Source organism: Rhodanobacter sp. B04 (assembly GCF_002001125.1).
In the GTDB taxonomy this organism is placed as follows: domain Bacteria; phylum Pseudomonadota; class Gammaproteobacteria; order Xanthomonadales; family Rhodanobacteraceae; genus Rhodanobacter.
The window spans coordinates 1-23,912 of record NZ_MUNV01000012.1 but is presented as its reverse complement, the minus strand read 5'-3'; the positions used below and the strand labels follow the sequence as shown (position 1 = coordinate 23,912).

23 protein-coding genes and 1 riboswitch are annotated in these 23,912 nt (G+C 64.9%); of the genes, 11 read left to right on the top strand and 12 right to left on the bottom strand.

Translation table 11 applies throughout. The features are described from left to right. Positions 1-70 precede the first annotated feature (70 nt). The 3 genes from B0E46_RS11060 (at position 71) to B0E46_RS11050 (ending at position 3,585) form a co-directional block, all read left to right on the top strand. A complete protein-coding gene (locus B0E46_RS11060; RefSeq protein ID WP_077555846.1) occupies positions 71-724 on the top strand; it encodes a TetR/AcrR family transcriptional regulator in 654 nt (217 codons plus the stop codon). Positions 725-767: 43 nt separating this feature from the next. Next, a riboswitch (TPP riboswitch) is annotated at positions 768-863 on the top strand. Positions 864-966: 103 nt separating this feature from the next. Then, on the top strand, positions 967-2,844 hold the full coding sequence (thiC, locus tag B0E46_RS11055; RefSeq protein ID WP_077555845.1) for a phosphomethylpyrimidine synthase ThiC: 1,878 nt from the start codon (positions 967-969) through the stop codon (positions 2,842-2,844). A gap of 144 nt (positions 2,845-2,988) precedes the next feature. Continuing rightward, positions 2,989-3,585 carry a DUF892 family protein gene (locus B0E46_RS11050; RefSeq protein WP_077555844.1) on the top strand — a complete coding sequence of 199 codons (597 nt, stop codon included), beginning with the start codon at positions 2,989-2,991 and terminating at the stop codon, positions 3,583-3,585. Positions 3,586-3,638: 53 nt separating this feature from the next. On the opposite strand, the gene B0E46_RS11045 is transcribed toward B0E46_RS11050, so the two are convergent. Then, positions 3,639-4,655, bottom strand: a complete 1,017-nt coding sequence (locus B0E46_RS11045; protein ID WP_077555843.1) for a zinc-binding alcohol dehydrogenase family protein — start codon at positions 4,653-4,655, stop codon at positions 3,639-3,641. 192 nt (positions 4,656-4,847) lie between these two features. After that, positions 4,848-6,068: an MFS transporter gene (locus B0E46_RS11040; RefSeq protein ID WP_077555842.1), complete on the bottom strand. Its 1,221-nt coding sequence runs from the start codon at positions 6,066-6,068 to the stop codon at positions 4,848-4,850. A 101-nt stretch (positions 6,069-6,169) separates the two neighbouring features. On the opposite strand from B0E46_RS11040, the gene B0E46_RS11035 reads away from it, so the two are divergent. Beyond that, positions 6,170-7,090, top strand: a complete 921-nt coding sequence (locus tag B0E46_RS11035; protein WP_077555841.1) for a LysR family transcriptional regulator — start codon at positions 6,170-6,172, stop codon at positions 7,088-7,090. A gap of 29 nt (positions 7,091-7,119) precedes the next feature. Here the strand turns inward: B0E46_RS11035 and ppa are convergent, their stop codons facing one another. From ppa to B0E46_RS17340, 7 genes are all read right to left on the bottom strand, one after another. Continuing rightward, a complete protein-coding gene (ppa, locus tag B0E46_RS11030) occupies positions 7,120-7,665 on the bottom strand; it encodes an inorganic diphosphatase (protein WP_077555840.1) in 546 nt (181 codons plus the stop codon). A 104-nt stretch (positions 7,666-7,769) separates the two neighbouring features. Then, a complete protein-coding gene (locus B0E46_RS11025; RefSeq protein WP_077555839.1) occupies positions 7,770-8,612 on the bottom strand; it encodes a 2OG-Fe(II) oxygenase in 843 nt (280 codons plus the stop codon). 130 nt (positions 8,613-8,742) lie between these two features. Continuing rightward, positions 8,743-10,833: a prolyl oligopeptidase family serine peptidase gene (locus B0E46_RS11020; RefSeq protein WP_254425146.1), complete on the bottom strand. Its 2,091-nt coding sequence runs from the start codon at positions 10,831-10,833 to the stop codon at positions 8,743-8,745. 229 nt (positions 10,834-11,062) lie between these two features. Further along, complete coding sequence (locus B0E46_RS11015) at positions 11,063-13,129, bottom strand: sodium-translocating pyrophosphatase (RefSeq protein ID WP_077555838.1); 2,067 nt, start codon at positions 13,127-13,129, stop codon at positions 11,063-11,065. Between the two features lie 174 nt (positions 13,130-13,303). Beyond that, positions 13,304-13,678 (bottom strand): RcnB family protein, encoded by a 375-nt coding sequence (locus tag B0E46_RS11010; protein ID WP_077556044.1) that lies wholly within the window; start codon positions 13,676-13,678, stop codon positions 13,304-13,306. 156 nt (positions 13,679-13,834) lie between these two features. Continuing rightward, positions 13,835-15,112, bottom strand: coding sequence for a 6-phosphofructokinase (locus B0E46_RS11005; RefSeq protein ID WP_077555837.1), 1,278 nt, complete (start codon positions 15,110-15,112; stop codon positions 13,835-13,837). A gap of 8 nt (positions 15,113-15,120) precedes the next feature. After that, positions 15,121-15,303, bottom strand: coding sequence for a hypothetical protein (locus B0E46_RS17340; protein WP_139350512.1), 183 nt, complete (start codon positions 15,301-15,303; stop codon positions 15,121-15,123). 1 nt (position 15,304) lies between these two features. On the opposite strand from B0E46_RS17340, the gene B0E46_RS11000 reads away from it, so the two are divergent. The 6 genes from B0E46_RS11000 to B0E46_RS10975 all read left to right on the top strand — a co-directional run bounded on the left by B0E46_RS11000 (position 15,305) and on the right by B0E46_RS10975 (position 20,652). Beyond that, on the top strand, positions 15,305-15,889 hold the full coding sequence (locus B0E46_RS11000) for an adenylate kinase (RefSeq protein WP_077555836.1): 585 nt from the start codon (positions 15,305-15,307) through the stop codon (positions 15,887-15,889). 47 nt (positions 15,890-15,936) lie between these two features. Next, the gene (gene mpl / locus B0E46_RS10995; RefSeq protein WP_077555835.1) at positions 15,937-17,310 is read left to right on the top strand and encodes a UDP-N-acetylmuramate:L-alanyl-gamma-D-glutamyl-meso-diaminopimelate ligase; all 1,374 of its coding nucleotides are present in this window, start codon (positions 15,937-15,939) and stop codon (positions 17,308-17,310) included. Between the two features lie 62 nt (positions 17,311-17,372). Beyond that, positions 17,373-17,975 (top strand): LON peptidase substrate-binding domain-containing protein, encoded by a 603-nt coding sequence (locus tag B0E46_RS10990; RefSeq protein WP_077555834.1) that lies wholly within the window; start codon positions 17,373-17,375, stop codon positions 17,973-17,975. A 57-nt stretch (positions 17,976-18,032) separates the two neighbouring features. Next, positions 18,033-18,851 carry an NAD(P)-dependent oxidoreductase gene (locus tag B0E46_RS10985; RefSeq protein WP_077555833.1) on the top strand — a complete coding sequence of 273 codons (819 nt, stop codon included), beginning with the start codon at positions 18,033-18,035 and terminating at the stop codon, positions 18,849-18,851. Positions 18,852-18,934: 83 nt separating this feature from the next. After that, positions 18,935-20,182, top strand: coding sequence for an acetylornithine transaminase (locus B0E46_RS10980; RefSeq protein ID WP_077555832.1), 1,248 nt, complete (start codon positions 18,935-18,937; stop codon positions 20,180-20,182). 50 nt (positions 20,183-20,232) lie between these two features. Beyond that, complete coding sequence (locus tag B0E46_RS10975) at positions 20,233-20,652, top strand: VOC family protein (protein WP_077555831.1); 420 nt, start codon at positions 20,233-20,235, stop codon at positions 20,650-20,652. Positions 20,653-20,692: 40 nt separating this feature from the next. On the opposite strand, the gene hemL is transcribed toward B0E46_RS10975, so the two are convergent. Beyond that, positions 20,693-21,973 (bottom strand): glutamate-1-semialdehyde 2,1-aminomutase, encoded by a 1,281-nt coding sequence (gene hemL, locus B0E46_RS10970; protein WP_077555830.1) that lies wholly within the window; start codon positions 21,971-21,973, stop codon positions 20,693-20,695. A 10-nt stretch (positions 21,974-21,983) separates the two neighbouring features. Further along, positions 21,984-22,613, bottom strand: a complete 630-nt coding sequence (gene thiE / locus B0E46_RS10965) for a thiamine phosphate synthase (protein ID WP_077555829.1) — start codon at positions 22,611-22,613, stop codon at positions 21,984-21,986. 110 nt (positions 22,614-22,723) lie between these two features. Between thiE and B0E46_RS10960 the strand changes: the two genes are divergently transcribed. After that, positions 22,724-22,921, top strand: coding sequence for a rubredoxin (locus tag B0E46_RS10960; RefSeq protein WP_077444990.1), 198 nt, complete (start codon positions 22,724-22,726; stop codon positions 22,919-22,921). Between the two features lie 220 nt (positions 22,922-23,141). On the opposite strand, the gene B0E46_RS10955 is transcribed toward B0E46_RS10960, so the two are convergent. Continuing rightward, positions 23,142-23,522, bottom strand: a complete 381-nt coding sequence (locus tag B0E46_RS10955) for a DUF192 domain-containing protein (protein WP_254425126.1) — start codon at positions 23,520-23,522, stop codon at positions 23,142-23,144. Positions 23,523-23,912 lie beyond the last annotated feature (390 nt).

Sequence of the window (23,912 nt, the reverse complement as noted above, 5' to 3'; positions counted from 1 at the left end):
AGCTGTTCTGGAAAATAATTGAACCGCGCCGTATAATAAAGTCTGGCTATTCATTTGTGAAGGTGCGGGCATGGCAATCAGCGCGCAAATCAGCTCCCAGCAAGGTCCTGGTCGCCCGAAGGACATGGAGAAGCGTGCGGCGATCCTGGCGGCGGCCAAGGCACTGTTCATCCGCAATGCGTTTGCCGGCACCAGCATGGATGCCATCGCAGCGGACGCCGGGGTGTCCAAGCTCACGGTGTACAGCCATTTCGGTGACAAGGACAACTTGTTCCGCGAGGTGATCCGCTCGCGCATCCAGGATCTGCTGCCGGAGGAAACGTATGCCTTCGATGCACACGTCGATATCCGCGAGACCTTGCTGCGGGTGGCGTTGACGCATGCCCACCTGGACTGCAATGCGGAAACCGTAGGTACCTTCCGGGCCATTCTCAGCGACTGTCGGCAGGGCAATCCACGCTATGGCCGGCTGATCTGGGAGGAAGGGGAGACACGCACGCATGCCCTGATGGAACGTCTGCTGCAACAGGCGGTTGACGCCGGCCAGCTGGAGATCGAGGACGTGCCGCGTGCCTGCGTGCAGTTCCTCACCCTGATCAAGGGCAATCTGATGATGCGCCAGATGTTCGGCTGTACCGATTGTCCCGACAGCTATGCCCAGGAAATCGAGGCCACCGCGCGGGCCGGCGTCACCATGTTCCTGCGCGCCTATCAGACGCGCTGAACCACGACACTCGCCGATCACGCCGCTTCATGCTTGAATACTCCGGTTGAAGCGGGGGTGCCGGCAGCAAGCCGGCTGAGAGAGTCCCTTTGAACCTGATCCGGTTAGCACCGGTGTAGGGAGCTTCGTCGCACGAGGTCAGCCATCGTGCGTCCGGCGCCGTCGCTTCTGTTGTTGCATGCGAGTTGCTCGCAACCGCACTTTCACGTGTGGAACTTTCAACAGACGCCGGACACCTGCCGATGAATGCCCAACCCTCCGACCTTGCGCGCGCCGCGCAGGAACTCTCCGAAGCCGTTGTTCGCCCGATCCCCGGTTCGCGCAAGATCCACGTGCAGGGCAGCCGGTCCGACCTGAAGGTGCCGCTGCGCGAGGTCTGCCAGGCGCAGACGCCGACCCTGTTCGGCGGCGAAGCGAATCCGCCGATCACCGTTTACGACACCTCCGGCCCGTACACCGATCCGGACTATGTGGTTGACCTGGCCAGCGGCCTGCCCGCACACCGTGCCGCGTGGATCGCCGAACGCGGCGATACCGAGCAGCTCGACGGGCTAAGCTCCGAATTCGGTCGCAAGCGCGCTACCGATGCCAGGCTAGATCCGCTGCGCTTCGCCGCCACCCGTGTGCCGCGTCGGGCCAAGGCCGGCGCCAACGTGACGCAGATGCACTACGCCCGGCGCGGCATCATCACGCCGGAGATGGAATACATCGCGATCCGCGAGAACCAGAAGATCGAGGCACTGAAAGGTAGTGCCCTGCTCGACCAGCATCCGGGCCAGTCGTTCGGCGCCGCGCTGCCGAAGCTGATCACGGCCGAGTTCGTGCGCGACGAAGTGGCGCGCGGCCGCGCCATCATCCCGGCCAACATCAACCATCCGGAAAGCGAGCCGATGATCATCGGCCGCAACTTCCTCACCAAGATCAACGCGAACATCGGCAACAGCGCGGTGAGCTCGGGCATCGCCGAGGAGGTGGAGAAGCTGGTGTGGTCGATCCGCTGGGGCGCGGACAACGTGATGGACCTGTCCACCGGCAAGCACATTCACGAGACGCGCGAATGGATCATCCGCAACTCGCCGGTGCCGATCGGCACCGTGCCGATCTACCAGGCGCTGGAGAAGGTTGATGGCGTGGCCGAGAACCTCACCTGGGAAATCTATCGCGACACCTTGATCGAGCAGGCCGAGCAGGGCGTGGATTACTTCACCATCCACGCCGGCGTGCTGCTGCGTTTCGTGCCGCTGACCGCCAAGCGCGTCACCGGCATCGTCTCGCGCGGCGGCTCGATCATGGCCAAGTGGTGCCTGGCGCATCACAAGGAGAACTTCCTCTACACGCATTTCGAAGAGATCTGCGAGATCATGAAGGCGTACGATGTATCCTTCAGTCTTGGCGATGGCCTTCGTCCGGGCTGCATCGCGGATGCCAACGATGCCGCGCAGTTCGGTGAGCTGGACACCTTGGGCGAGCTGACCCAGATCGCCTGGAAGCACGACGTGCAGGTGATGATCGAAGGTCCCGGCCACGTGCCGATGCACCTGATCAAGGAAAACATGGATCGCCAGCTGGAGAAGTGCGGCGAGGCGCCGTTCTACACGCTGGGGCCGCTGACCACCGACATCGCGCCGGGCTACGACCACATCACCAGCGCGATCGGCGCGGCGATGATCGGCTGGTTCGGCACCGCGATGCTCTGCTACGTGACGCCGAAGGAACATCTCGGGTTGCCGAACAAGCAGGACGTGCGTGACGGCATCATCGCCTACAAGATCGCCGCGCATGCGGCGGATCTGGCCAAGGGCCATCCGGGTGCGCAGGTGCGCGACAACGCGCTGAGCAAGGCACGCTTCGAGTTCCGCTGGGACGACCAGTTCAACCTGGGTCTGGATCCGGAGAAGGCCAAGGAATTTCACGACGAAACCCTGCCGAAGGATGCGCACAAGAGTGCGCACTTCTGCTCGATGTGCGGCCCGAAGTTCTGCTCGATGAAGATCACCCAGGACGTGCGCGACTACGCCGCTGAGCATGGCGTCGAGGCCTTCGAGGCGATCGACGAAGGCATGGCCGAGAAGGCGGCCGAGTTCCGCGCGACCGGCGCCGAGGTGTATCACAAGGCCTGATCAAACGAAGCGTCATGCGGTGAATCCCAGCCAGGTGAGGTTACCATCACCTGGCTTTTTCACGCCCGCACTTACGCTCGGCGGACTGTCACGGCATTGATGGGTGCCGTCGGTGCCACCTTCCCACGTTCGCCGGAGCAAGCCATGGCCAAGAGCAAGCCGTTCGTCAGCGACATCGAGAACATCCGCAAGCGCGCCCGCAAGGACATCGAAAAAGGCGCGATGACCGCGGGCTACAGCGCCGACCGCGCTACCGTGGTCAAGCTGCTCAACCATGCGCTGGCGACCGAACTGGTCTGCGTGCTGCGTTACAAGTACCACTACTACATGGCGTCGGGGATCAACTCGCAAAGCGTCAAGGCCGAGTTCCTGCAGCATGCGAACGAGGAGCAGGCGCACGCCGACCTGATCGCCGAACGCATCACCCAGCTCGACGGCAAGCCGAACCTGTCTCCGGACGGCCTGCTCAGCCGCAGTCATTCCGACTACGTCGAGGGCGACGACCTGGTCGACATGATCAAGGAGAACCTGGTCGCCGAACGCATCGCGATCGACAGCTATCGCGAGATCATCAACTACATCGGCACGGACGACTCGACCACGCGGCGGATGCTGGAAGGCATTCTCGCGATGGAAGAGGAGCACGCCGAAGACATGAACACCTTGCTGGAGCAGCTGGGCAAGAAAGGCGAGCCGGCCAAGCCGGCGCCGGACAAGAAGCCGGCGACCAAACGCGGTTGATCGAATCGGTGCGGCCGGCGCGCGTCTGCGTGCCAGCCGTCATTCGACAGTGATCACCAACCGGCCAAAGCCAGCTTGCCGATCGTCGTGCCTGACTCCAGTCGGCGATGCGCCTCGCGCAGATTCGTGGCATTGATCGGTGACAGCGTTTCGGTACGCGTGCCGCGCAGTTCGCCGGCATCGATCAATACCGCGATGCGCTCGAGAATGCGTCCCTGCTCGGCCTGATCCGCCGTCTTGAAGCGCGGGCGGGCGAACATCATTTCCCAGTGGATGCCGATGCACTTGGCCTTGTACGGGTCGCCAATCTTAAGCGCGCCACTGGGCTCCACGATCAGGCCAACATGGCCTTGCGGCGCCAGCAACTCGCCCAGCGGTTCCCAGTAACGCGAGGTGTCGGCGAGATTGATCGCTGCATCAATCTGCGTGAAACCCAACGCGGCCAGTTGCGGCGCCAACGGCTCACGATGATTGATCACATGCTGCGCGCCCATCGTGCGGCACCACGCGATGGTCTCGGGACGCGAGGCCGTGGCAATCACCGTGAAGCCGGCGCGACGCGCCAGCTGTATCGCGATCGAACCGACACCGCCGGCACCACCAATGACCAGCAGTGACTTGCCTTCGCCACCGTGCTCGCTGTCGAACGGCATGCGCTGGAACAGCAGTTCCCATGCCGTGATCGCCGTCAGCGGCAGCGCCGCCGCGTCGGCCAGATCCAGCGACTGTGGCGCATGGCCGACCAGTCGCGCATCGACCACCTGGTACTCGGCATTGCTGCCCGGGCGGGTGACATCGCCAGCGTAGTACACGCGGTCGCCCGGCTTGAAGCCGGTGACGTCAGTGCCGATCGCTTCGACCGTACCGGCGGCGTCATAGCCGAGCACTTTCGGCTGCGCCTCGACCTGCGGTTTCGGCGAGCGGATCTTGGTGTCGACCGGATTCACCGAGACGGCGGCGACGCGAACCAGCAGATCGTGTACGCCGGCAACCGGTTTGGGGAGCTCGACATCGACCAGGGATTCGGGGTTGTCGACGGGCAAATAGCGGGTGAGGGCGACGGCTTTCATGGCGGAACTCCAATGGCGCCGATGTGGCATGGAGAAGCAATCCGGGCGGCCGGCGGATTGCATTCGGCAAACGGGTCATTTCAACACGGGTGGCACCGCCAAGACGGCGGGATGGTGCAGGTGGCATCGCATCGCGTATCTGTGCGTGACGGAAGGACAAGGTGGCTGAGGGGAGTCGGAATGTCCACGCCTTCAGACCTCGGTACATGCGCACGCGGCGCCGGGCAATGCGCACTGGCGCGCGCTTTCCAGTCGCGAGCCGCTGGCGGCGGCAACGAGACCCAGCAGTGTGACGAGGGCTGCGACCCAGGTCACCGCGCCGAGGCCGGGGCCGTGCTCGATCACCACGCCGCCGAGCCACGCACCCAGCGCATTGCCGAGATTGAAGGCGCCGATATTGAGGCTGGAAGCCAAACTCTGCGCGCCTTCGGCGTTGTGCAGCACCCATAGCTGCAGCGGCGGCACAGTGGCGAACGCAGCCACGCCGAGCAAGCCGGTGAAGATCACCGTCAGCATCTGGTTATGCAGGACAAAACCCATCACGCCCAGTACCGCCGCCAGTGTCGCCAGTGTCAGCAACAAGGCAGGCATCAATCGGCGATCGGCGAGGCGGCCACCGAGCAGGTTGCCGGCGATCATGCCGACGCCGAACACCAGCAGGATCGGCGATACCGCGCTTTCGCCGAATCCGCTGACCTGGGTGAGAATCGGCTGGATGTAGGTGTAGACCGTGAACACGCCGGCGAAACCCAGCACCGTCATCAACAAGCCGAGCAGTACCGGCCGACGGGCGATCGCCTTCAATTCCTCGCGCACCGCAATCGGCGCGGTGTCGGCGTGACCGGGCGGCACCTGGGTGGCGATCACGAGGGTGGCGATCACGCCGATCGCGCTCACCGCCCAGAACGTGGCGCGCCAGCCGAAGTGCAGGCCCAGCCAGGCGCCAGCCGGCACACCGAGCAGGGTCGCCACGGTGAGCCCGGTGAACATGATCGAGATCGCCGAAGCCCTGCGGTCGGCAGGAACCAGACCGGTGGCCACCACCGCGCCGACACCGAAGAAGGTGCCGTGCGCCAGCGAGGTGATCACCCGCGCGAGCATCAGCAGCGGGTAATCCGGCGCCAGCGCACAGGCGAGGTTGCCCAGCGTGAAGATCACCATCAGCGCCACCAACACCGCCTTGCGCGGCATCCGGCTGGTCGCCACGGTGAGCAGCGGTGCACCGACGAACACGCCCAGCGCATAGCCGGAGATCAGCAGGCCGGCGGCGGTGATGCTGACATGCAGGTCGGCGGCGACCTGCATCAACAAACCCATGATCACGAATTCGGTGGTGCCGATGCCGAACGCGCCGACCGTCAGTGCATAAATCGCCAGCGGCGTGCGGGGTTTGGAGTTGGCAGGGATGGCCATGACGAGGTGTCCGGAATATTGCGATGCAACAGGCTAGGCCGTGACATCCTTTTGAAAAACCCGCAGCATGGCTAATAATTTTCAACAAATGATTGATAATCATGGATCGCGTCGGCGACCTCAGCCTGTTTCTGCGCGTACTCGATCTGGGCTCGATCAGCGCGGCTGCACGCAGCCTGGACCTGTCGGTGGCGGTGGCCAGCCAGCGCCTGAAACGGCTGGAGCGCGACCTCGGCGTGCGCCTGCTGCATCGGACCACGCGCCAGCTGCACCCGACACCGGAGGGGGTGGCACTGGCCGAGCGAGGTCGGGTCCTGGTGGAGGACCTGGAAGCGTTGACCGGTGGCCTGCGCCAGAGCGCCACCGAGGTTACCGGTACCTTGCGAGTCACCATGTCGGCCTCGTTCGGTCGTCAGTATGTTTCACCCTTGCTGCCGGAATTCCTGGACCTGCACCCGCGGGTGAAGCTCAGCGTCAACCTCAACGACCAGATGCTGGATCTGGTGGCCTCCGGTTTCGATCTGGCGATACGCGTCGGTGCGCTGGGCGACTCCGGCCTGGTGGCGCGCAAGCTGGCGGCGAACCAGCGCGTGCTGTGTGCGTCACCGGATTACCTGCGTCGACACGGCACGCCACGCGCGCCAGCGGATCTGGCTGAGCACGACTGCCTGTTGCTGGTCGGCAGTCAGGGTCGACAGGACGTGTGGCATTTCGGTGATGGCAAGGGCGGCGAAATCGCGCAGCGAGTGCACGGGCGTTTCGAAAGCAATCTGGGTGAACTGCTGCGAGATGCCGTGGTGGCCGGGCTTGGCATTGCCCTGCACTCGGTCTGGCATGTGCATGAGGAACTGCGTGCGCAGCGGCTGCACGTCGTGCTGCCGGATTATCCGATCGTGGAAACCGGTATCTACGCGGTGATGCCGCAGCGTCGGCTGGTGCCGCCGCGAGTACGCGCCTTCGTCGATTTTCTGGCCGAACGGCTGGGTGAGGTTCCGCCGTGGGAGCGGACGCGCCACCGTTGAAGGGGGGCGCGCCGCCGATCGGTCAGGCCTCAGGCCTTGGCAGGCTGGCTTGCCTGGTAACGCTCGACACCGGCCAGGATCTCTGCCTTCGCCTCATCGGCGCCGGCCCAGCCTTCGACCTTCACCCACTTGCCCTTCTCCAGGTCCTTGTAGTGCTCGAAGAAGTGGCCGATGCGCTCCAGCCAGTGCGGCGAAACGCCCTTCATGTCGTTGATGTGCGCATAGCCCGGGAACACCTTGGGCGACGGGATCACGATCAGCTTCTCGTCGCTGCCGGCCTCGTCGGTCATCTTCAGCATGCCGACCGGATGGCAGCGGATCACCGAACCGGGGATCAGCGACAGCGGCAGGATCACCAGCGCGTCCAGCGGATCGCCGTCGCCGCCCAGGGTGCCCGGCACATAGCCGTAGTTGCACGGGTAACGCATCGGAGTGGACAGGATGCGGTCGACGAAGATCGCGCCGCTTTCCTTCTCCACCTCGTACTTGACCGGCTCGGCATCCTTGGGAATTTCGATGACGACGTTGATTTCGTTCGGCACGTCGCGGCCGGCGGAGACAAGATGCAGACCCATGGGATGTCCTTGCACTGATGAGAAAGTTGGCCTGCAAGGATACGCCAAACGCTGCTGCGTCGCAGCAATAAAGCGAAGATCAGCAGGAGGGCTTATGCCCGTGGTTACTTACGGAAGGGGCGTTCGCGCAGCCATTTGGTGGCGATCCACTTCTCGCCGCGCAGCACCGGCAGGCCGGCATGCAACGAGCTGCGGTCGCCAGTTTCATAGGCGAAATAGACGGCCGAGCCGCGTCGCGCGGTGACCGTCAAGCCGATCTCGGGGAAGGCGGTGCCGCCGCCTTGCTCCGGCGTATTCAGATACATCACCACGCTGGCGATGCGCTGGCCGCCGATCTCGGTGACCGGGCCGTAGCCGGGCTGCTCCGGATCGAACCAGTCGAAATGCGGTTCATATTCCTGGCCGGGCAGGTAATGCAGGATTTGCAGCCCCTCGCCGTGGGCCACCGGCATGCCTAGCAGGGCCGCCAGCCGTTGCTCGATCCGGCCGACCAGTGGCAGCTCGTTCAGCCTGAAGAACATGCCTTCGCTGGTGCGCCGCTGATCCACCTGCTGCTTGCCTTCGGGATCGACGGTGAGCGCGCGCTGCATTCGAGGCTGCGCCAGCGCGATCAGCTCGGTGCACTCCTGTTCGGTGAGGATGCCGTCCAGCACGCGCAGCGTCGGGGTGTCGACGCTGAGCGTGACATGGACCGCGTGGCCGTTGACGGTGACGGTGGGCGCCTCGGGTGGCGTTGTGCGCAGTCCTTGCGGAGCCGCCTTGTCGGTGCCGGCGAGCAAGGCAGCCAGCGGCAGTTTCAGCACTTCGGCGACGATGCTGCGGCTCTGCCGCGGGTCGTAGCCGTTGTCCTTCATCAGCTTGAGCACGTCCGGCACGCCATGTCCGGCTCGCGTGGTGGCGAGAATCCATTCGCGCAGTTCGGGGCTGATCGTGGTGCGTGGGTGCATGGCGATGCGCGTGGATCGAGGAGGTTGAAAGGTTACTTCACGCACGGCGGCAGGCGAAGTTCGACGGGTATCCCAATGACGCGAGCCGGCAACAGCCGGCTCGCGTGGAAGGCTGACGGCGAGGGTGGCCTTATTTCAACTGGTCCCACAGGAAGTCGTAAGCCAGCGCGTGCATCAGCGCCGCCTGCTTGTTGTCGGCGCCGGCGCCATGGCCGCCTTCGAGGTTCTCGTAGAACCACACGTTCGAAATGCCCATCGCCTGCATCTTCGCGGCCATCTTGCGTGCCTGCACCGGGCCGACGCGGTCGTCGCTGGTGGTGGTGTAGAACAGCACCGGCGGATAGTGCGCGTCCTTGTGCAGGTTCTGGTACGGCGAGAAGGTCTTGATGAAGTTCCAGTCGGCGGTATCCGGATTGCCATACTCGGCCATCCACGACGCACCCGCGGACAGGTGGCTGTAGCGCTTCATGTCGAGCAGCGGCACCTCGCTGGCGATCGCGCCGAACAGCTGGGGGTACATCGTCAGCATGTTGCCCATCAGCAGGCCGCCGTTGCTGCCGCCCTCGGCACCGAGATGCTTGGCGGAGGTCACGCCGCGCTTGACCAGATCCTCGGCCACCGCGGCGAAGTCTTCGTAGGCCCGCGGGCGATTCGCCTTCAGTGCAGCCTGGTGCCATTGCGGGCCGTACTCGCCGCCGCCGCGGATGTTGGCCACGACATAGACGCCACCACGGTTCAGCCATGCGCGGCCGATGCTGCCGCTGTAATGTGGCTGCAGCGAGACTTCGAAACCGCCGTAACCGTACAAGAGGGTGCGGTTGGAACCATCCAGCTTCATGCCTTTCGGGGCGATCTCGAAGTACGGCACGCGGGTCCCGTCCTTCGAGCTGACAAAGTGCTGGCTGACCTCGAACTTCGCGGCATCGAAGAACGCGGGTTCGTGCTTGATGGTCTCGGCCGGCACGTTGCCGAGCACGCCGCGCTGCAGCGACGACGGCGTGAGAAAGCCGGTGACGCCGAGCCAGTATTCGTCACTGTGATCCGGGTCGGTGTCGACCACGCCGATCGTGCTCATTGCCGGTGCGCCCGGCATCGCCTCGCGCTTCCAGTCGCCCTCGGGCGTCTCCATCAGCGGCGGGGTCAATACTTCCAGCCGGCTCTTGACGTCGTCCAGCACGTCGAGGATCAGGTGATGCCGGGTCCAGTTGTACGAAGCCAGTGAGGTATGCGCATCCGGCTTGAACAACACGCTGAAGGCCCGCTTGCCGGCCATGAAGTCGTCGAACTTCGTCGCCAGCAGGGCGCCCGATGGATAAGTGGACCCACCGACTGTCCACGGCGAGCGCGTCAATACAAGCAACCACTCCCGATGGGCATCGGCACTGGCGTCGGTCGGTACGTCGACGCGAGTGAGCTTGTCGCCGCTGCGCTGGTACAGCTCGCTGTGGAAGAAATCCTTGGCGACGGAAACGAAGTCGCGCTCGTAGCCTGGCGTACGGTCGTGCGAGGCGCTGACCGCAAGATCGGTCGGCTTGCCCTCGTACACGGTCACGGCGGACGAGAGCGGTGTGCCGCGCTTCCATTGCTTGACGATGCGCGGATAGCTCGACTCGGTCATCGAGCCGGGGCCGAAGTCGGTACCGACGTAGATCGTGTTGTCGTCGATCCAGTCGACCTCGGTCTTGGCCACCGGCAGGTCGAAGCCGCCCTTCACGAAGGACCTGTCGGCGATGTCGAACTCGCGCACGTTCACCGCATCGCCACCGTCCGGCGACAGCGAGATCAGGCAGCGGTCGAACTTCGGCTTCAGGCACTGCACGCCCTTGAATACCCAGCGCTTGTTCTCGGCCTTGTTCAGCGCATCGATATCCAGCAGCAGCTGCCACTTCGGCTCGGCCTTGCGGTATTCGTCCAGCGTGGTGCGCCGCCAGATGCCGCGTGGATGCGCCTGGTCGCGCCAGAAGTTGTACAGCCAGCCGTCCATCCGGCTGACCTCGGGAATGCGCGCATCCGAGTCGAGTACCTCGAGGATGCTGTCGCGGGTCCTGGTGAACTCGGCATTGTCGACGAACTGTTTCGTCGTCACCGCATTCTGCTGCTTCACCCAGTCCATCGAGCGGGTGCCGTGGATGTCCTCCAGCCACAGGTAGGGATCGTCGGTCGCCTGGGTGTCCGCGGGCGCCTTGGCGGGTTTGTCATTCTGGGCATGAGCAGGGTTCATGCCGGTGAGTGTGACGCCGAGCGCCAGCATCAGCCAGACCGATTTCATCATGTGCCCTCAGTGTGCGAATGGACGTGCGTGGGATGCGGCGGACAAGATCCGCGCCGATCGAGCGTAGCCGCATGATCATACGGCTGCCTGTGACTAAAGTCAGGGTGATACGGGTCAGTTTGGTATAAACGAAAAGTCCCGCCGGGGCGGGACTTTCGCTGTCACGGTAACGCGTGGCTTACAGCAGCGGAATCAGCAGCAGCGCCACGATGTTGATGATCTTGATCAGCGGGTTTACCGCCGGACCCGCGGTGTCCTTGTACGGATCGCCCACGGTATCGCCGGTGACCGCGGCCTTGTGCGCCTCGGAGCCCTTGCCGCCGTGGTGGCCGTCCTCGATGTACTTCTTCGCGTTGTCCCAGGCGCCGCCGCCGGTGGTCATCGAGATCGCCACGAACAGGCCGGTGACGATGGTGCCGATCAGCACGCCGCCGAGCGCCTGTGCGCCGGCGACGGACGAGCCGGCGAGCCACTTGAAGCCGAACGCGACCACCACCGGTACCAGCACCGGCAGCAGCGAGGGCACGATCATTTCCTTGATGGCGGACTTGGTCAGCATGTCCACCGCCTTGTCGTACTGCGGCTTGCCGGTGCCTTCCATGATGCCGGGGATGTCGCGGAACTGGCGGCGCACCTCCTCGACCACCGCACCCGCCGCACGGCCGACCGCTTCCATCGCCATCGCGCCGAACAGGTACGGGATCAGGCCACCGATCAGCAGGCCGATGATCACGTAGTGGTTCGACAGGTCGAACAGCGTGTCGGTGCCGAAGTGGGTCTTGAGGTTGTGCGTGTAGTCGGCGAACAGCACCAGCGCGGCCAGTGCGGCCGAACCGATCGCATAGCCCTTGGTCACCGCCTTGGTGGTGTTGCCGACTGCATCGAGCGGATCGGTGACGCCGCGCACTTCGGGCGGCAGGTCGGCCATTTCGGCGATGCCGCCGGCGTTGTCGGTGATCGGGCCGTAGGCATCCAGCGCCACGATCATGCCGGCCATCGACAGCATCGCGGTCGCGGCGATCGCTATGCCGTAAAGGCCACCGAGTGCAAACGCGCTCCAGATCGCGGCGCAGATCACGATCACCGGCAGCGCAGTGGACTTCATCGAGATGCCGAGGCCCGCGATGATATTGGTGCCGTGGCCGGTGGTCGATGCCGCGGCGATGTGCTGCACCGGGCTGTACTGCGTGCCGGTATAGAACTCGGTGATCCACACGATCAGGCCGGTCAGCACCAGCCCGATCAGCGAGCAGTGGAACAGCGCGTGGTTGGAAATCACCAGGCCGTCGCCGGTGGTCAGGCCGTCCGGCAGCAGGTTGCCGGTCACGAACCAGAACGCGACGGCCGACAGCACGGCCGATACGATCACGCCCTTGTACAACGCCCCCATGATCGAGCCGCCTTGCTTCACCTTGACGAAGAAGGTCGCGATGATCGAGGCGATGATGGACACGGCGCCGATGACCAGCGGATACAGCACGGCATTGAGGTTGTTGGCGAAGGTGAGGCCGGCCAGCAGCATCGTGGCGATCACGGTCACCGCATAGGTTTCGAACAGGTCGGCCGCCATGCCGGCGCAGTCGCCCACGTTGTCACCGACGTTGTCGGCGATCACCGCCGGGTTGCGCGGGTCATCCTCGGGAATGCCGGCTTCGACCTTGCCGACCAGGTCGGCACCGACGTCGGCACCCTTGGTGAAGATGCCGCCACCGAGGCGGGCGAAGATCGAGATCAGCGAACTGCCGAAGGCCAGCCCCACCAGCGCGTGCAGGGCCAGTTCGCCGCTGATGCCCATGTGGTTGAGCACCAGCCAGTAGCCGGTCACGCCAAGCAGGGCCAGACCGACCACCAGCATGCCGGTGATCGCGCCGCCACGGAATGCCACATCCATCGCCGCGCTCAGGCCGCGTCGCGCCGCCTCGGCGGTACGCACGTTGGCGCGCACGGATACGTTCATGCCGACGTAGCCGGCAGCGCCCGAGAGGACGGCGCCGACCAGGAAACCGATCGCCGTCGGCCAGTTCAGGAAAAAGCCGATCAGCAGCAGCAGTACCACGCCGACCATCCCGATGGTGGTGTACTGGCGGTTGAGGTAAGCGCGTGCGCCTTCCTGGATGGCCGCTGCAATCTCCTGCATCCGATCGTTGCCCGGCGATTGCGCCAGGATCCAGCGCGCGGAAACCGCGCCATACAAAATCGCCACTACCGCACACGCCAGAACGATCCAGCCATACTGCTGCAACATCTGAGCCTCCCCATGGGTTGTAAGCGGCCGCCCGGAACAGGCGGTCTCATGGAGTATAGGCAGACCTTGTTGCACAGGCTGTTGTGCGGCGCAGCGCGTCGATGCGGGCCATCCGTGGGGCAAAGAAAAGGCCATGCACAGGGCACGGCCTGGGGCATCCGGGCGGACGCGGGCTCAGTGCAGCGCAACGTCGAGGATGATGCCGGTGGCGACTGCTACCAGCAGGAAGTCGTTGTCCGCACGCACCCAGTGATAGCCACGCGGGGGCTGACGCAGGCGGTAGTGGCCATAGTCGCGCACGACATAGGTCGGGCCGTTGTAGCGATGGCCACGTTCCCAGTGCAGCCGTCCGTGATGGCGCGGACCGGCATCGTGATAGCCGTGGCCACGACGATCGCCGCCGTGCCGGCTGCGGTCGTCGTGGCGCCGGTCGTGTCCGTGGCGATCGCGGTCATGGCGGCCATGATCGTCACGATCGGGGGCGGCCAGCGCAAGGCTGCCGGTGGTGAGCAGGGCGGCGGCAACGAGCAGGCGGCTGATGGGTTTCATCACGATCTCCTCCGCGAAAGGTCGTGACCGCAACCGTGCGGTCATCGACTCGGGCAGGATGGAGCGTAAAAACATGCGACTGAACGCAAGGCAGCTGGCGCGCTGCCACTTCAGCCCGGACTCAGCAGGCCGTGATGCGCCGCATGGAATTGCGGATCAGCGCAGGAACGGCGGCAGCTTCTTCGCCACCGCCGTGTTCTTCAGCCGCACATAGCGCGGCAGGCCGTCCTTGCCGTAGGGCAGCTCGGCTTCGCCGCGGATCAGTGGCGCGAGGTAACGGCGTGCGGCGGCGGTGATGCCGAAACCGTCGCGGCTGATGAAGTTCTTCGGCATCTTCTTTTCGCGGTTGGCGATCTTCGCCAGCGCTGCCGGCTCGACCTTCCAGCGATACGGTGCGTCGCTGCTGCGAATGATCACCGGCATCACCGCATTCATCCCGGCCAGCGCGTACTCGACCGCGGCCTTGCCGACGGCGAAGGCCTGCTCGGCGTCGACCTTGGACGCGGCATGCCGCGCGGAGCGCTGCAGATAATCGGGCAACGCCCAGTGGTATTTGTAGCCGAGCTTTTCCTTGACGAGGGCGGCAAGCACCGGCGCCACACCGCCGAGCTGCGCGTGACCGAAGGCGTCGCGGGTACCGGCCTCCGCGAGGAACTGCCCGGCTGCATTGCGCACGCCTTCGGAGGCGACCACGGTGCACCAGCCCACGCGCTCGACGGTGGCTTTCACCTTCGCCAGGAACGTTTTTTCATCGAACACGTTTTCGGGGAACAGGATGATGTGCGGCGCCGCGTCCGCACCTTCGCCGGCGAGCCCGGCGGCGGCGGCGATCCAGCCGGCGTGGCGGCCCATCACTTCGAGGATGAACACCTTGGTCGAGGTCTCGGCCATCGAGGCGACGTCGAGGCTCGCCTCCAGCGTGGAGATCGCGGTGTATTTCGCCACCGAGCCGAAGCCAGGGCAGCAGTCGGTGACGGCCAGGTCGTTGTCCACCGTCTTCGGCACGCCGATGCAGCGGATGTCGTAGCCCATCGCCTTGCCCAGCTGCGAGATCTTCAGCGCGGTATCGGCCGAGTCGTTGCCGCCGTTGTAGAGGAACCAGCGGATGTCGTGGGCGCGGAACACATCGATGAGGCGTGCGTATTCGGCGCGGTTGTCCTCCAGCGATTTCAGCTTGTAGCGGCAGGAGCCGAAGGCACCGCCCGGTGTATGCCGCAACGCCGTGATGGCGCCGGCCGCCTCCTTCGAGGTGTCGATCAACTCCTCGCGCAGCGCGCCGAGGATGCCGTTGCGTGCCGCGTATACCTTCACGCCCTTGGCACGGGCAGCCTCGATCACGCCGGCGGCGGTGGCGTTGATCACGGCGGTGACGCCGCCGGACTGGGCATACAGCAAGTTGCCGGCAACGGTGGACGGGCGGCGTTTCGGGCTCATGGGCATCCTCAAATCAGGCAGTGGCGGGTGGATTGACGATCAACGGCAAAGCTTTTCGCAACAATCACTTGGTCGAAGCCTGCCCATGCCGCTGTTTGACGGCATCGGGTGCAGCGGCTAATTTGACGGTCAATTCTGGCAATCTGGCGTGCTGCCGCAGTGTGCGGCAGCACGCCGAACTTGTGGAGCATTATGCGACTCGTCCTACTTGGTGCGCCCGGCTCGGGCAAAGGTACGCAGGCTGCGCGGCTGAAGGTGGAGCTGGGCGTGCCGCATATCTCGACCGGCGACATGCTGCGCGCCGCGGTCGCGGCAGGCACCGCGATGGGACTGAAGGCCAAGGCCGTGATGGATGCCGGCCAGCTGGTTTCCGACGACATCCTGCTCGGCATGCTGGAAGAGCGTCTGGCCCAGGACGACGCCAGGGCCGGTTTCATTCTCGACGGTTACCCGCGCAACCTGGCCCAGGCCGATGCGCTCGACCACCTGCTGGCCAAGCTGGCCCAGCCGCTGGATGCGGTGGTGAAGCTCGAGGTGCCGAACGAGGCGATCATCGCCCGCTGCGAGATTCGCTTCAAGGCGGAAGGCCGTGCGGACGACAATCCGGACACCGTGCGCAAGCGGCTGGCGATCTATGCCGAGCAGACCGCCCCGGTAGCCGACTTCTACGCCAGGCGCGGCAAGCTGCAGGTGGTCGACGGCGTGGGTGAGCTGGCCGATGTCACCGTACGGGTCAAGCGCGCGCTTGAGCAGGAATCGGCGGCAGCGAACGGCTGAGCCCGTTCCTCTGCGAAGGGCAGAGGGATCTCAAGGACTATTCCAGCATGCGCATGCATATCCTAGGCATCTGCGGCACCTTCATGGGTGGTGTCGCCGCGCTGGCGCGCGAGCTGGGCCACACGGTCGAAGGTTCCGACGCCAACGTCTATCCGCCGATGAGCGATCAGCTCGAAGCGCTCGGCATCGAGCTGATGCGTGGCTACACGGCCGAGCATCTGCAGCCGGGGCCCGATCACGTGCGGCCCGATCTGATCGTGGTCGGCAATGCGATGACGCGTGGCAACCCCGCTGTCGAATACATGCTCGACGCGCAGCTGCGCTACACCTCCGGCCCGCAGTGGCTGGGCGAAACGCTGCTGGCGGGGCGCGAAGTGCTGGCGGTCGCCGGCACCCACGGCAAGACCACCACCACCAGCCTGCTGGCGCATTTGCTCGAACAGGCCGGACTCGCGCCGGGCTTTCTGATCGGCGGCGTACCGGGCAATTTCGGCGTGTCGGCGCGGCTCGGGCAGGGCAAGCCATTTGTCATTGAAGCGGACGAATACGACACCGCGTTCTTCGACAAGCGCAGCAAGTTCGTGCACTACCGCCCGCGTATCGCGATCCTCAACAACCTCGAATACGACCATGCGGACATCTTTCCGGATGTCGCGGCGATCCAGCGCCAGTTCCACCATCTGGTGCGTACCGTGCCGGGCAATGGCCGCTTGATCGTCAACGCTCACGACAGGCATCTGGCCGAAGTGCTGGCAATGGGCTGCTGGACGCCGGTGGAAACCTTCGGCATAGGCTCCGGCGACTGGCAGGCCACGCTGGTCGAGGCGGATGGCTCGGCATTCACCGTGCATCGCCATGGCGAGCGGATCGGCGACGTGCACTGGCCACTGCTCGGCAACCACAGCGTGATGAATGCACTGGCGGCGCTGGCGGCGGCGACGGCGGCGGGTGCCGATCCGCGCGCGCTGCTGCCGGCATTTGCCACGTTCGAGAGCGTCAAGCGACGGATGGAACTGGTCGGCGAAGTGAATGGAGTGCGCGTTTACGACGATTTCGCCCATCACCCCACCGCGATTGCCACCACGCTGGCCGGGCTGCGCGCGAAGGTCGGCACGGCACGCATCCTGGTGGCGCTGGAGCCGCGCTCGAACTCGATGCGCCAGGGCGCGCATGCCGAGGCGCTGGCGCCGTCGCTGGCGGATGCCGACAGCGTGGTGTTCCTGCATCGCCCCGAATTGCCGTGGGATGCCGGCCATGTCACCGCGGCGCTCGGCGGCCGCGGCGATACCGCAGCAACCGTCGATGCGCTGATCGAGGCGTTGCATGCGCAGGCACGGCCAGGCGATCAGGTGATCTTCATGTCCAACGGCGGCTTCGAGGCGGCGCCGCGGCGTTTCGTCGAGCGTCTTCGGCAGGGTTGATCCGGCCGCTGGGGTAGCGCCGGTCGCTGACCGGACGCAATGGCACTGGCTACACTCGCCGCATGGCTGCCCAGTTACCCCTGATCGATGTGCCCCTGTTCCCGCTGGCTTCGGTGCTGTTTCCTGGCGGCCAGCTGCAGTTGCGCATTTTCGAGCCACGCTATCTGGACCTGGTGCGCGAGTGCTCGCGCCATGGTACGGGTTTCGGCGTATGCCTGATTCTTGAAGGGCATGAGGCCGGCGCACCCGCGCTGCCCGCGGCGATCGGCACGATCGCGCGGATCAACGATTTCCATCGTGGCGAGGATGGCTTGCTCGGCATCGTTGCCGAGGGCGGTTCGCGCTTCCGGGTCGCGCGCAGCCGGGTGCGCGCCGATGGCTTGCTGCGTGGCGATGCGCAGTTGTGGCCGGCCGAGCCGGAGCTGCCGGTGCCGGTGGAGTTTGCCCTGCTGCAGAGCATTCTTGAACGGCTGATCGAGACGATGGCGCCGCATTGGCGGCACGCACCGCGCAGCGCCTACGACGATGCCAGCTGGCTAGGCTTCCGGCTGGCCGAGCTGCTGCCGCTGGATGCACGCGAGCAGCAACGCATGCTCGAGTTGAGGGATCCCGTGATGCGACTGGCCGAACTGCGTGACATCCTGCCGCGTTTTCAGAAGCCGTGACCGGCAACCGCTAAACTGTGCCGCCGCAACCGGTACTTTCCGATGGAGTCGATACGCATGGGCACCCTGGCAGGCAAGACCTTGTTCATTACCGGTGCCTCGCGCGGTATCGGCCTGGCGATCGCGCTGCGCGCCGCGCGTGATGGCGCGAATATCGTGATCGCGGCCAAGAGCGGCGTGCCGAATCCCAAGCTGCCCGGCACCATCCACACGGCAGCCGCGGCCGTCGAGGCGGCCGGTGGCAGGGCGCTGGCCTTGCAGGTGGATATCCGCGAAGAGGAACAGGTGCGCGCCGCGGCAGCCCAGGCGGCCGAACAATTCGGCGGCATCGACATCGTGGTCAACAACGCCAGCGCGATCTGGCTGGCCGGCACCGCCGAGACGCCGATGAAGCGCTATGACCTGATGCATCAGGTCAACACCCGCGGCACGTTCCTGGTCACCCAGAGCTGCCTGCCGTACCTGAAGCAGGCGGCGAATCCGCATGTGCTGATGCTGTCGCCGCCGCCGAACCTCGACCCGAAATGGTTTGCGCCGCATACGGCCTACACCATCGCCAAATACGGCATGAGCCTGTGCGTGCTCGGCATGAGCGCGGAGTTCGCCCCGCTCGGCATCGCGGTGAACGCCTTGTGGCCGCGCACGGTGATCGCCACGGCGGCGATCGCCATGATCGACGGCGTGAAGCCGGAGCATTGCCGCAGGCCGGATATCGTCGCCGATGCGGCGCATGCGATCCTGACCCGTCCGTCGCGCGACTACACCGGCCACTTCGCGATCGACGAGAATATCCTGCGCGAAGCCGGCGTCACGGATTTCGATGCTTACGCCATGCAGGCGGGCGTCGCGTTGCTGCCGGATCTGTTCCTAGACTGATCCGGGCACGCGTTCCAAGGGCCTGTTGCAGCGCAGACCGAACCATTCATGGGCATCGCTGCAGGCGAGGCCCGGAGCACATCATGCAAACGCAACACGGCAACGAACCCTCCCTGATCGATCTCGGCAAGCGTTACTGGCTGCCGGTGTACAGGCCGCGCGAGGTGGTGCTCGACCACGGCAAGGGGGCGCGAGTGTGGGATACCGAAGGGCGTGATTACGTGGATTTCGGCGCGGGCATCGCGGTGAACGCGCTTGGCCATCAGGACCCGGACCTGCTTGCCGCGCTCACCACGCAGGCGCACAAGCTCTGGCACAGCAGCAACGTGTTCTACACCGAGCCACCGTTGCGCCTGGCCGAGCAGCTGGTGCGCGTCTCGCTCTTTGCCGAACGGGTATTCCTGTGCAACTCCGGTGCCGAGGCGAACGAGGCGGCGATCAAGCTGGTGCGCAAATGGGCAGCATCGAAGGGGCGCCCCGCCGAGCAGCGCACGATCATCACCTTCAAGGGTTCATTCCACGGGCGCACGCTGGCCACCGTCACGGCGACCGCGCAGCCGAAATACCAGGAAGGCTACGAACCGTTGCCGGGCGGCTTCCGCTATCTGGAATTCAACGCCGCCGCCGCGCTAGAAGCGGCTTTCGCCGAGGGCGGCATCGCCGCGGTGATGCTGGAACCGGTGCAGGGCGAAGGTGGGGTGCTGCCGGCGGCGCCGGGCTTCCTCAAGCGAGTCCGCGAGCTGTGCGATCAACACGATGCATTGCTGGTGCTGGACGAGATCCAGTGCGGCATGGGCCGCACCGGCACGCTGTTCGCGCACACCCAGGATCATGTAACGCCGGACATCGTGACGCTGGCCAAGGCGCTCGGTTGCGGTTTCCCGATCGGCGCGATGCTGGCCGGTCCCAAGGTGGCCGAGGTAATGCAATACGGCGCCCACGGCACCACCTTCGGCGGCAATCCGATGGCGGCGGCGGTGGCCTGCGTGGCCCTGGCCAAGCTGGCCTCGCCGGCGGTACTGATGAACGTGGAGAGGCAGGCCAACGACCTGCGCGCCGGCCTTGCGCATATCAACCATGAGCTGAACCTGTTCGCCGAGTTGCGCGGTCGCGGCCTGATGCTCGGTGCGGTACTGGCCGATACGTACAAGGGCAAGGCCGGTGACATCCTCGATCACGCCGCCGCCCATGGCCTGCTGTTGCTGCAGGCCGGTCCCGACGTGCTGCGCTTCGTGCCGCCGCTGACGATCAGCGATGAAGAATTGGCGGAAGGGCTGCGGCGGCTGCATGCGGCGCTGCAGGCCTTTGTGGCAGCGTCAGGCGCGACTTGAGCCTGCGTGGCCCACATGTTGGATTGATCGATCAAGTTCCTGGAGGCCACATGAAATACCTGCACAGCATGGTGCGCGTGCACGACCTCGATGCTTCGCTGCGTTTCTATTGCGAAGGCCTGGGTCTGCGCGAGACGCGTCGCACGGAAGTCCCCGCGGGCAAGTACACGCTGGTATTCCTCGCTGCGCCCGACAGCCCGGAAGCGGAAGTCGAGCTGACCTACAACTGGGGGTCGCAGGAAGACTACGGCTCGGCCCGCAATTTCGGCCATCTTGCGTTTCGCGTGGACGACATCTACGCCACCTGTGCGCGGTTGCAGGCGATGGGCTACACCATCCATCGCCCGCCGCGCGACGGCCACATGGCCTTCGTGCGCTCACCCGACCTGATCTCGATCGAGTTGCTGCAGCAAGGTCACTTGCCGCCGCAGGAGCCGTGGGCGTCGATGCCGAATACCGGCAGTTGGTAAGCGGCCACGCCCGCGTCGCCGATCGACGTGGGCGGATGCGTCACGCGAGTGCTTCGCGCAGGGCGCCGCGGGCTGCTTCCAGCGTATCGGCAATGTCCTGCTCGCTGTGCGCGCCGGACATGAAGCCAGCCTCGAAGGCGGACGGTGCCAGATACACGCCACGCTTGAGCATGCCGTGGAAGAAGCGGTTGAACAGCACGGCATCCGCTGCGGTGGCCTGTACGTAGCTCTCCACCTTCTCGGGTGTGAAGAACAGACCGAACATCGCGCCAACGCGATTGGTGCTGAACGCCACGCCTTCACCGTCGGCGACCGACTGCAGGCCATCGCACAGCAGGCGTGTGCGCGCGGCGAGCTGGTCGTGGAAGCCCGGCGCCTGGATCAGTTCCAGCATCGCCAGGCCTGCGGCCATCGCCACTGGATTGCCGCTCAGCGTGCCAGCCTGGTAAATCGGACCGGCCGGCGCGATCTGCTCCATCAGGTCGCGCCGGCCGCCGTAGGCACCCACCGGCATGCCGCCGCCGATGATCTTGCCGAACGTGGTGAGGTCGGGCGTCACGCCGTAATGTGCCTGCGCGCCGCCGAGCGCGACGCGGAAGCCGGTCATCACCTCGTCGAATATCAGCAAGGCGCCGTGCTGCGTGCACAGCTCGCGCAGGCCTCGAAGATAGCCGTCCTTCGGGAGGATGCAGTTCATGTTTCCGGCGACCGGCTCGATGATCAGGGCGGCAATGTCGTTACCGTGTTCAGCGAACAACATCTTCGCCGCATCGAGATCGTTGTAGGGCAGGGTGAGCGTGAGGTCGGCATTCGCCTTTGGCACGCCGGGCGAGGTGGGCACGCCGAAGGTCAGCGCGCCGGAGCCGGCCTTGACCAGGAAGCTGTCGCCATGGCCGTGGTAGCAGCCCTCGAACTTCACGATCTTCGCGCGGCCAGTGGCACCGCGCGCCAGGCGGATCGCCGACATCGTCGCTTCGGTGCCGGAGTTGACCATGCGCACCATCTCGATCGACGGGATCAACCGTGTGATCGTCTCGGCCATCGTCACCTCGGCCACGCAGGGCGTACCGAACGACAGGCCGTTCTTCACGGCGCGCTCGACCGCCTCGCGCACCGCCGGATGGTTGTGGCCGACGATCATCGGCCCCCACGAGCCGACATAATCGATATAACGCGTACCTTCCACGTCCCACAAATACGCGCCATCGGCACGCGCGGTGAAGAATGGCTCGCCCCCGACCGACTTGAACGCGCGCACCGGCGAGTTCACGCCGCCTGGCATCAGTTGCTGGGCGCGCTGGAAGAGTTCGTGGTTCGTCATGTGCAGGTTCTCAATCGGTGGAATACAGGTCGGTGAAGCGCAGGGCGGCGGCGCGTACGTCGGTGGCGCCGAACACCGCGGAGATCACGGCGAGATAGTCCGCGCCGGCTTCGACCAGGGATGCGCCATTGTCCGGTGTGATGCCGCCGATCGCCACCCGCGGTACGCCGAGCGCGGCGCTTTGCCTCAGCAGCTCCAGCGGGGCATGCGGCGCCAACGGTTTGGTCGGCGAGGGGAAGAAGGCACCAAACGCGATATAGCTTGCACCCGCATGCGCTGCAGCCCTGGCGCGTGCCAGCGAGTCGTAGCACGACACGCCGATGATCGACTCGGCACCCAGCGCGATGCGCGCGGCAGCCGGATCGTCATCATTCTTGCCCAGGTGTACGCCGCCCGCCGCCACGGCAATGGCCAAGGCGACGTCGTCGTTGATGATCAGCGGTACGGCATACGTTGCGCAGAGCTGTTTGAGTGCTGCGGCTTCGGCATGGCGCCGTACCGAATCGGCGCTCTTGTCGCGATACTGCAGCAATCGTGCACCGCCGGCCAAGGCATGCGCTGCGACATCCAGCAGGTCGGGGCGCGGCCCATCGGTAATGGCGTACAGACCTCGGCCTGTCGTTTGTACGGTGGGTTTCAAGAGGGGATCTCAATCGTGTGGATGTATGCCCGGTGGCATCGCCATGCTTTCGCATTGCCGGGCGAGTTGCGAGAATGCGCCATTCAACCTTAAAGCAAAGAAGTCCTACCATGAGCCAGAGTTCCACCGAAACCGCAGCCTTGCGCAAATGGATGTGTGTCGTCTGCGGCTATATCTATGACGAAGCCGTGGGCGTGCCCGATGAAGGCATCGCAGCCGGTACGCGCTGGGAAGATGTGCCCGATACCTGGACCTGTCCGGATTGCGGTACCACCAAGGACGATTTCGAGATGATCGAGATCGACTGAAAGCCGGGTTCCGCCCGCAAACGGCCCGATCCCGTCAGCGTATTGGCCGGGCCGCCTGTTCTGATGTTCCTGCACGCAATCAACCGGCGTGCCAAGCCAAGGAACATGCCATGCAGCAGTTCATTCCGTTCGAAGACGACTGGGACGCTCTGGAAAACCTGCGTCCCGAGGATCTGGTTCCCTATCGCGTCGGCCTGTTGGCACCGTCTGGAATGGCCGCTCAGTGCACCGCTCCCACGTCTCCTGCGATCTTCAGTTCATCGCCCATCTTCACGCCGATGCGTCGTGTCGTGCCGGCTGGGATTTCCAGCACGTAGCGGGCCGGCATGTGGCTTGGGTAGAGCGGGCATGGATCGGCCTTGCACGGCGGCACATCCCACTGCACGGATACCAGCCGGCGATTCGCGTCGAAATAAAGGATGTCCAGCGGGATCAGCGTGTTCTTCATCCAGAATGCCCGCGGCGTTGTATCGGTGAACACAAACAACATGCCGTGATCGGCAGCAAGCTTGGTGCGCATCATCAGGCCGTGTTCGCGACTGGCGTCGTCAGTCGCGAGTTCGACCGAAAAGCGCTGTCCGTGTAGCTCCACGGCAGGCATCACATGATCCGTTGGAGCTGCGTCTGCAAAGCCGATCGCCAGAAGCAGCACTGGTGCAAGCATTCGTTTCATCGTGAGCACACATCAATCGTGGGGCGACGCAGAAGTCTATCGTCCTCGTACTCTGCGTCTTCCGCTGACAGAAAAATTGCACAGCCCCCTTCCCAGACTCGCGCCGCGGCGCTATGATTCTCGCCCCTTCGACGAGACGCCCTCTCACGAAGGTCTCCGCAACAACCGACGCTGAAAAATTTCTTCATCACGGGTGTTGACGGTCGTAAAAAGCGATGTAGAATGGGCGGCTCACCTAGGACGAAACGTTCTGGGGCGCAAACCGGAAACGGGATGCAAGCGAAAGATCTTTGACAGTGTGCGCAGGTGAATTGTGTG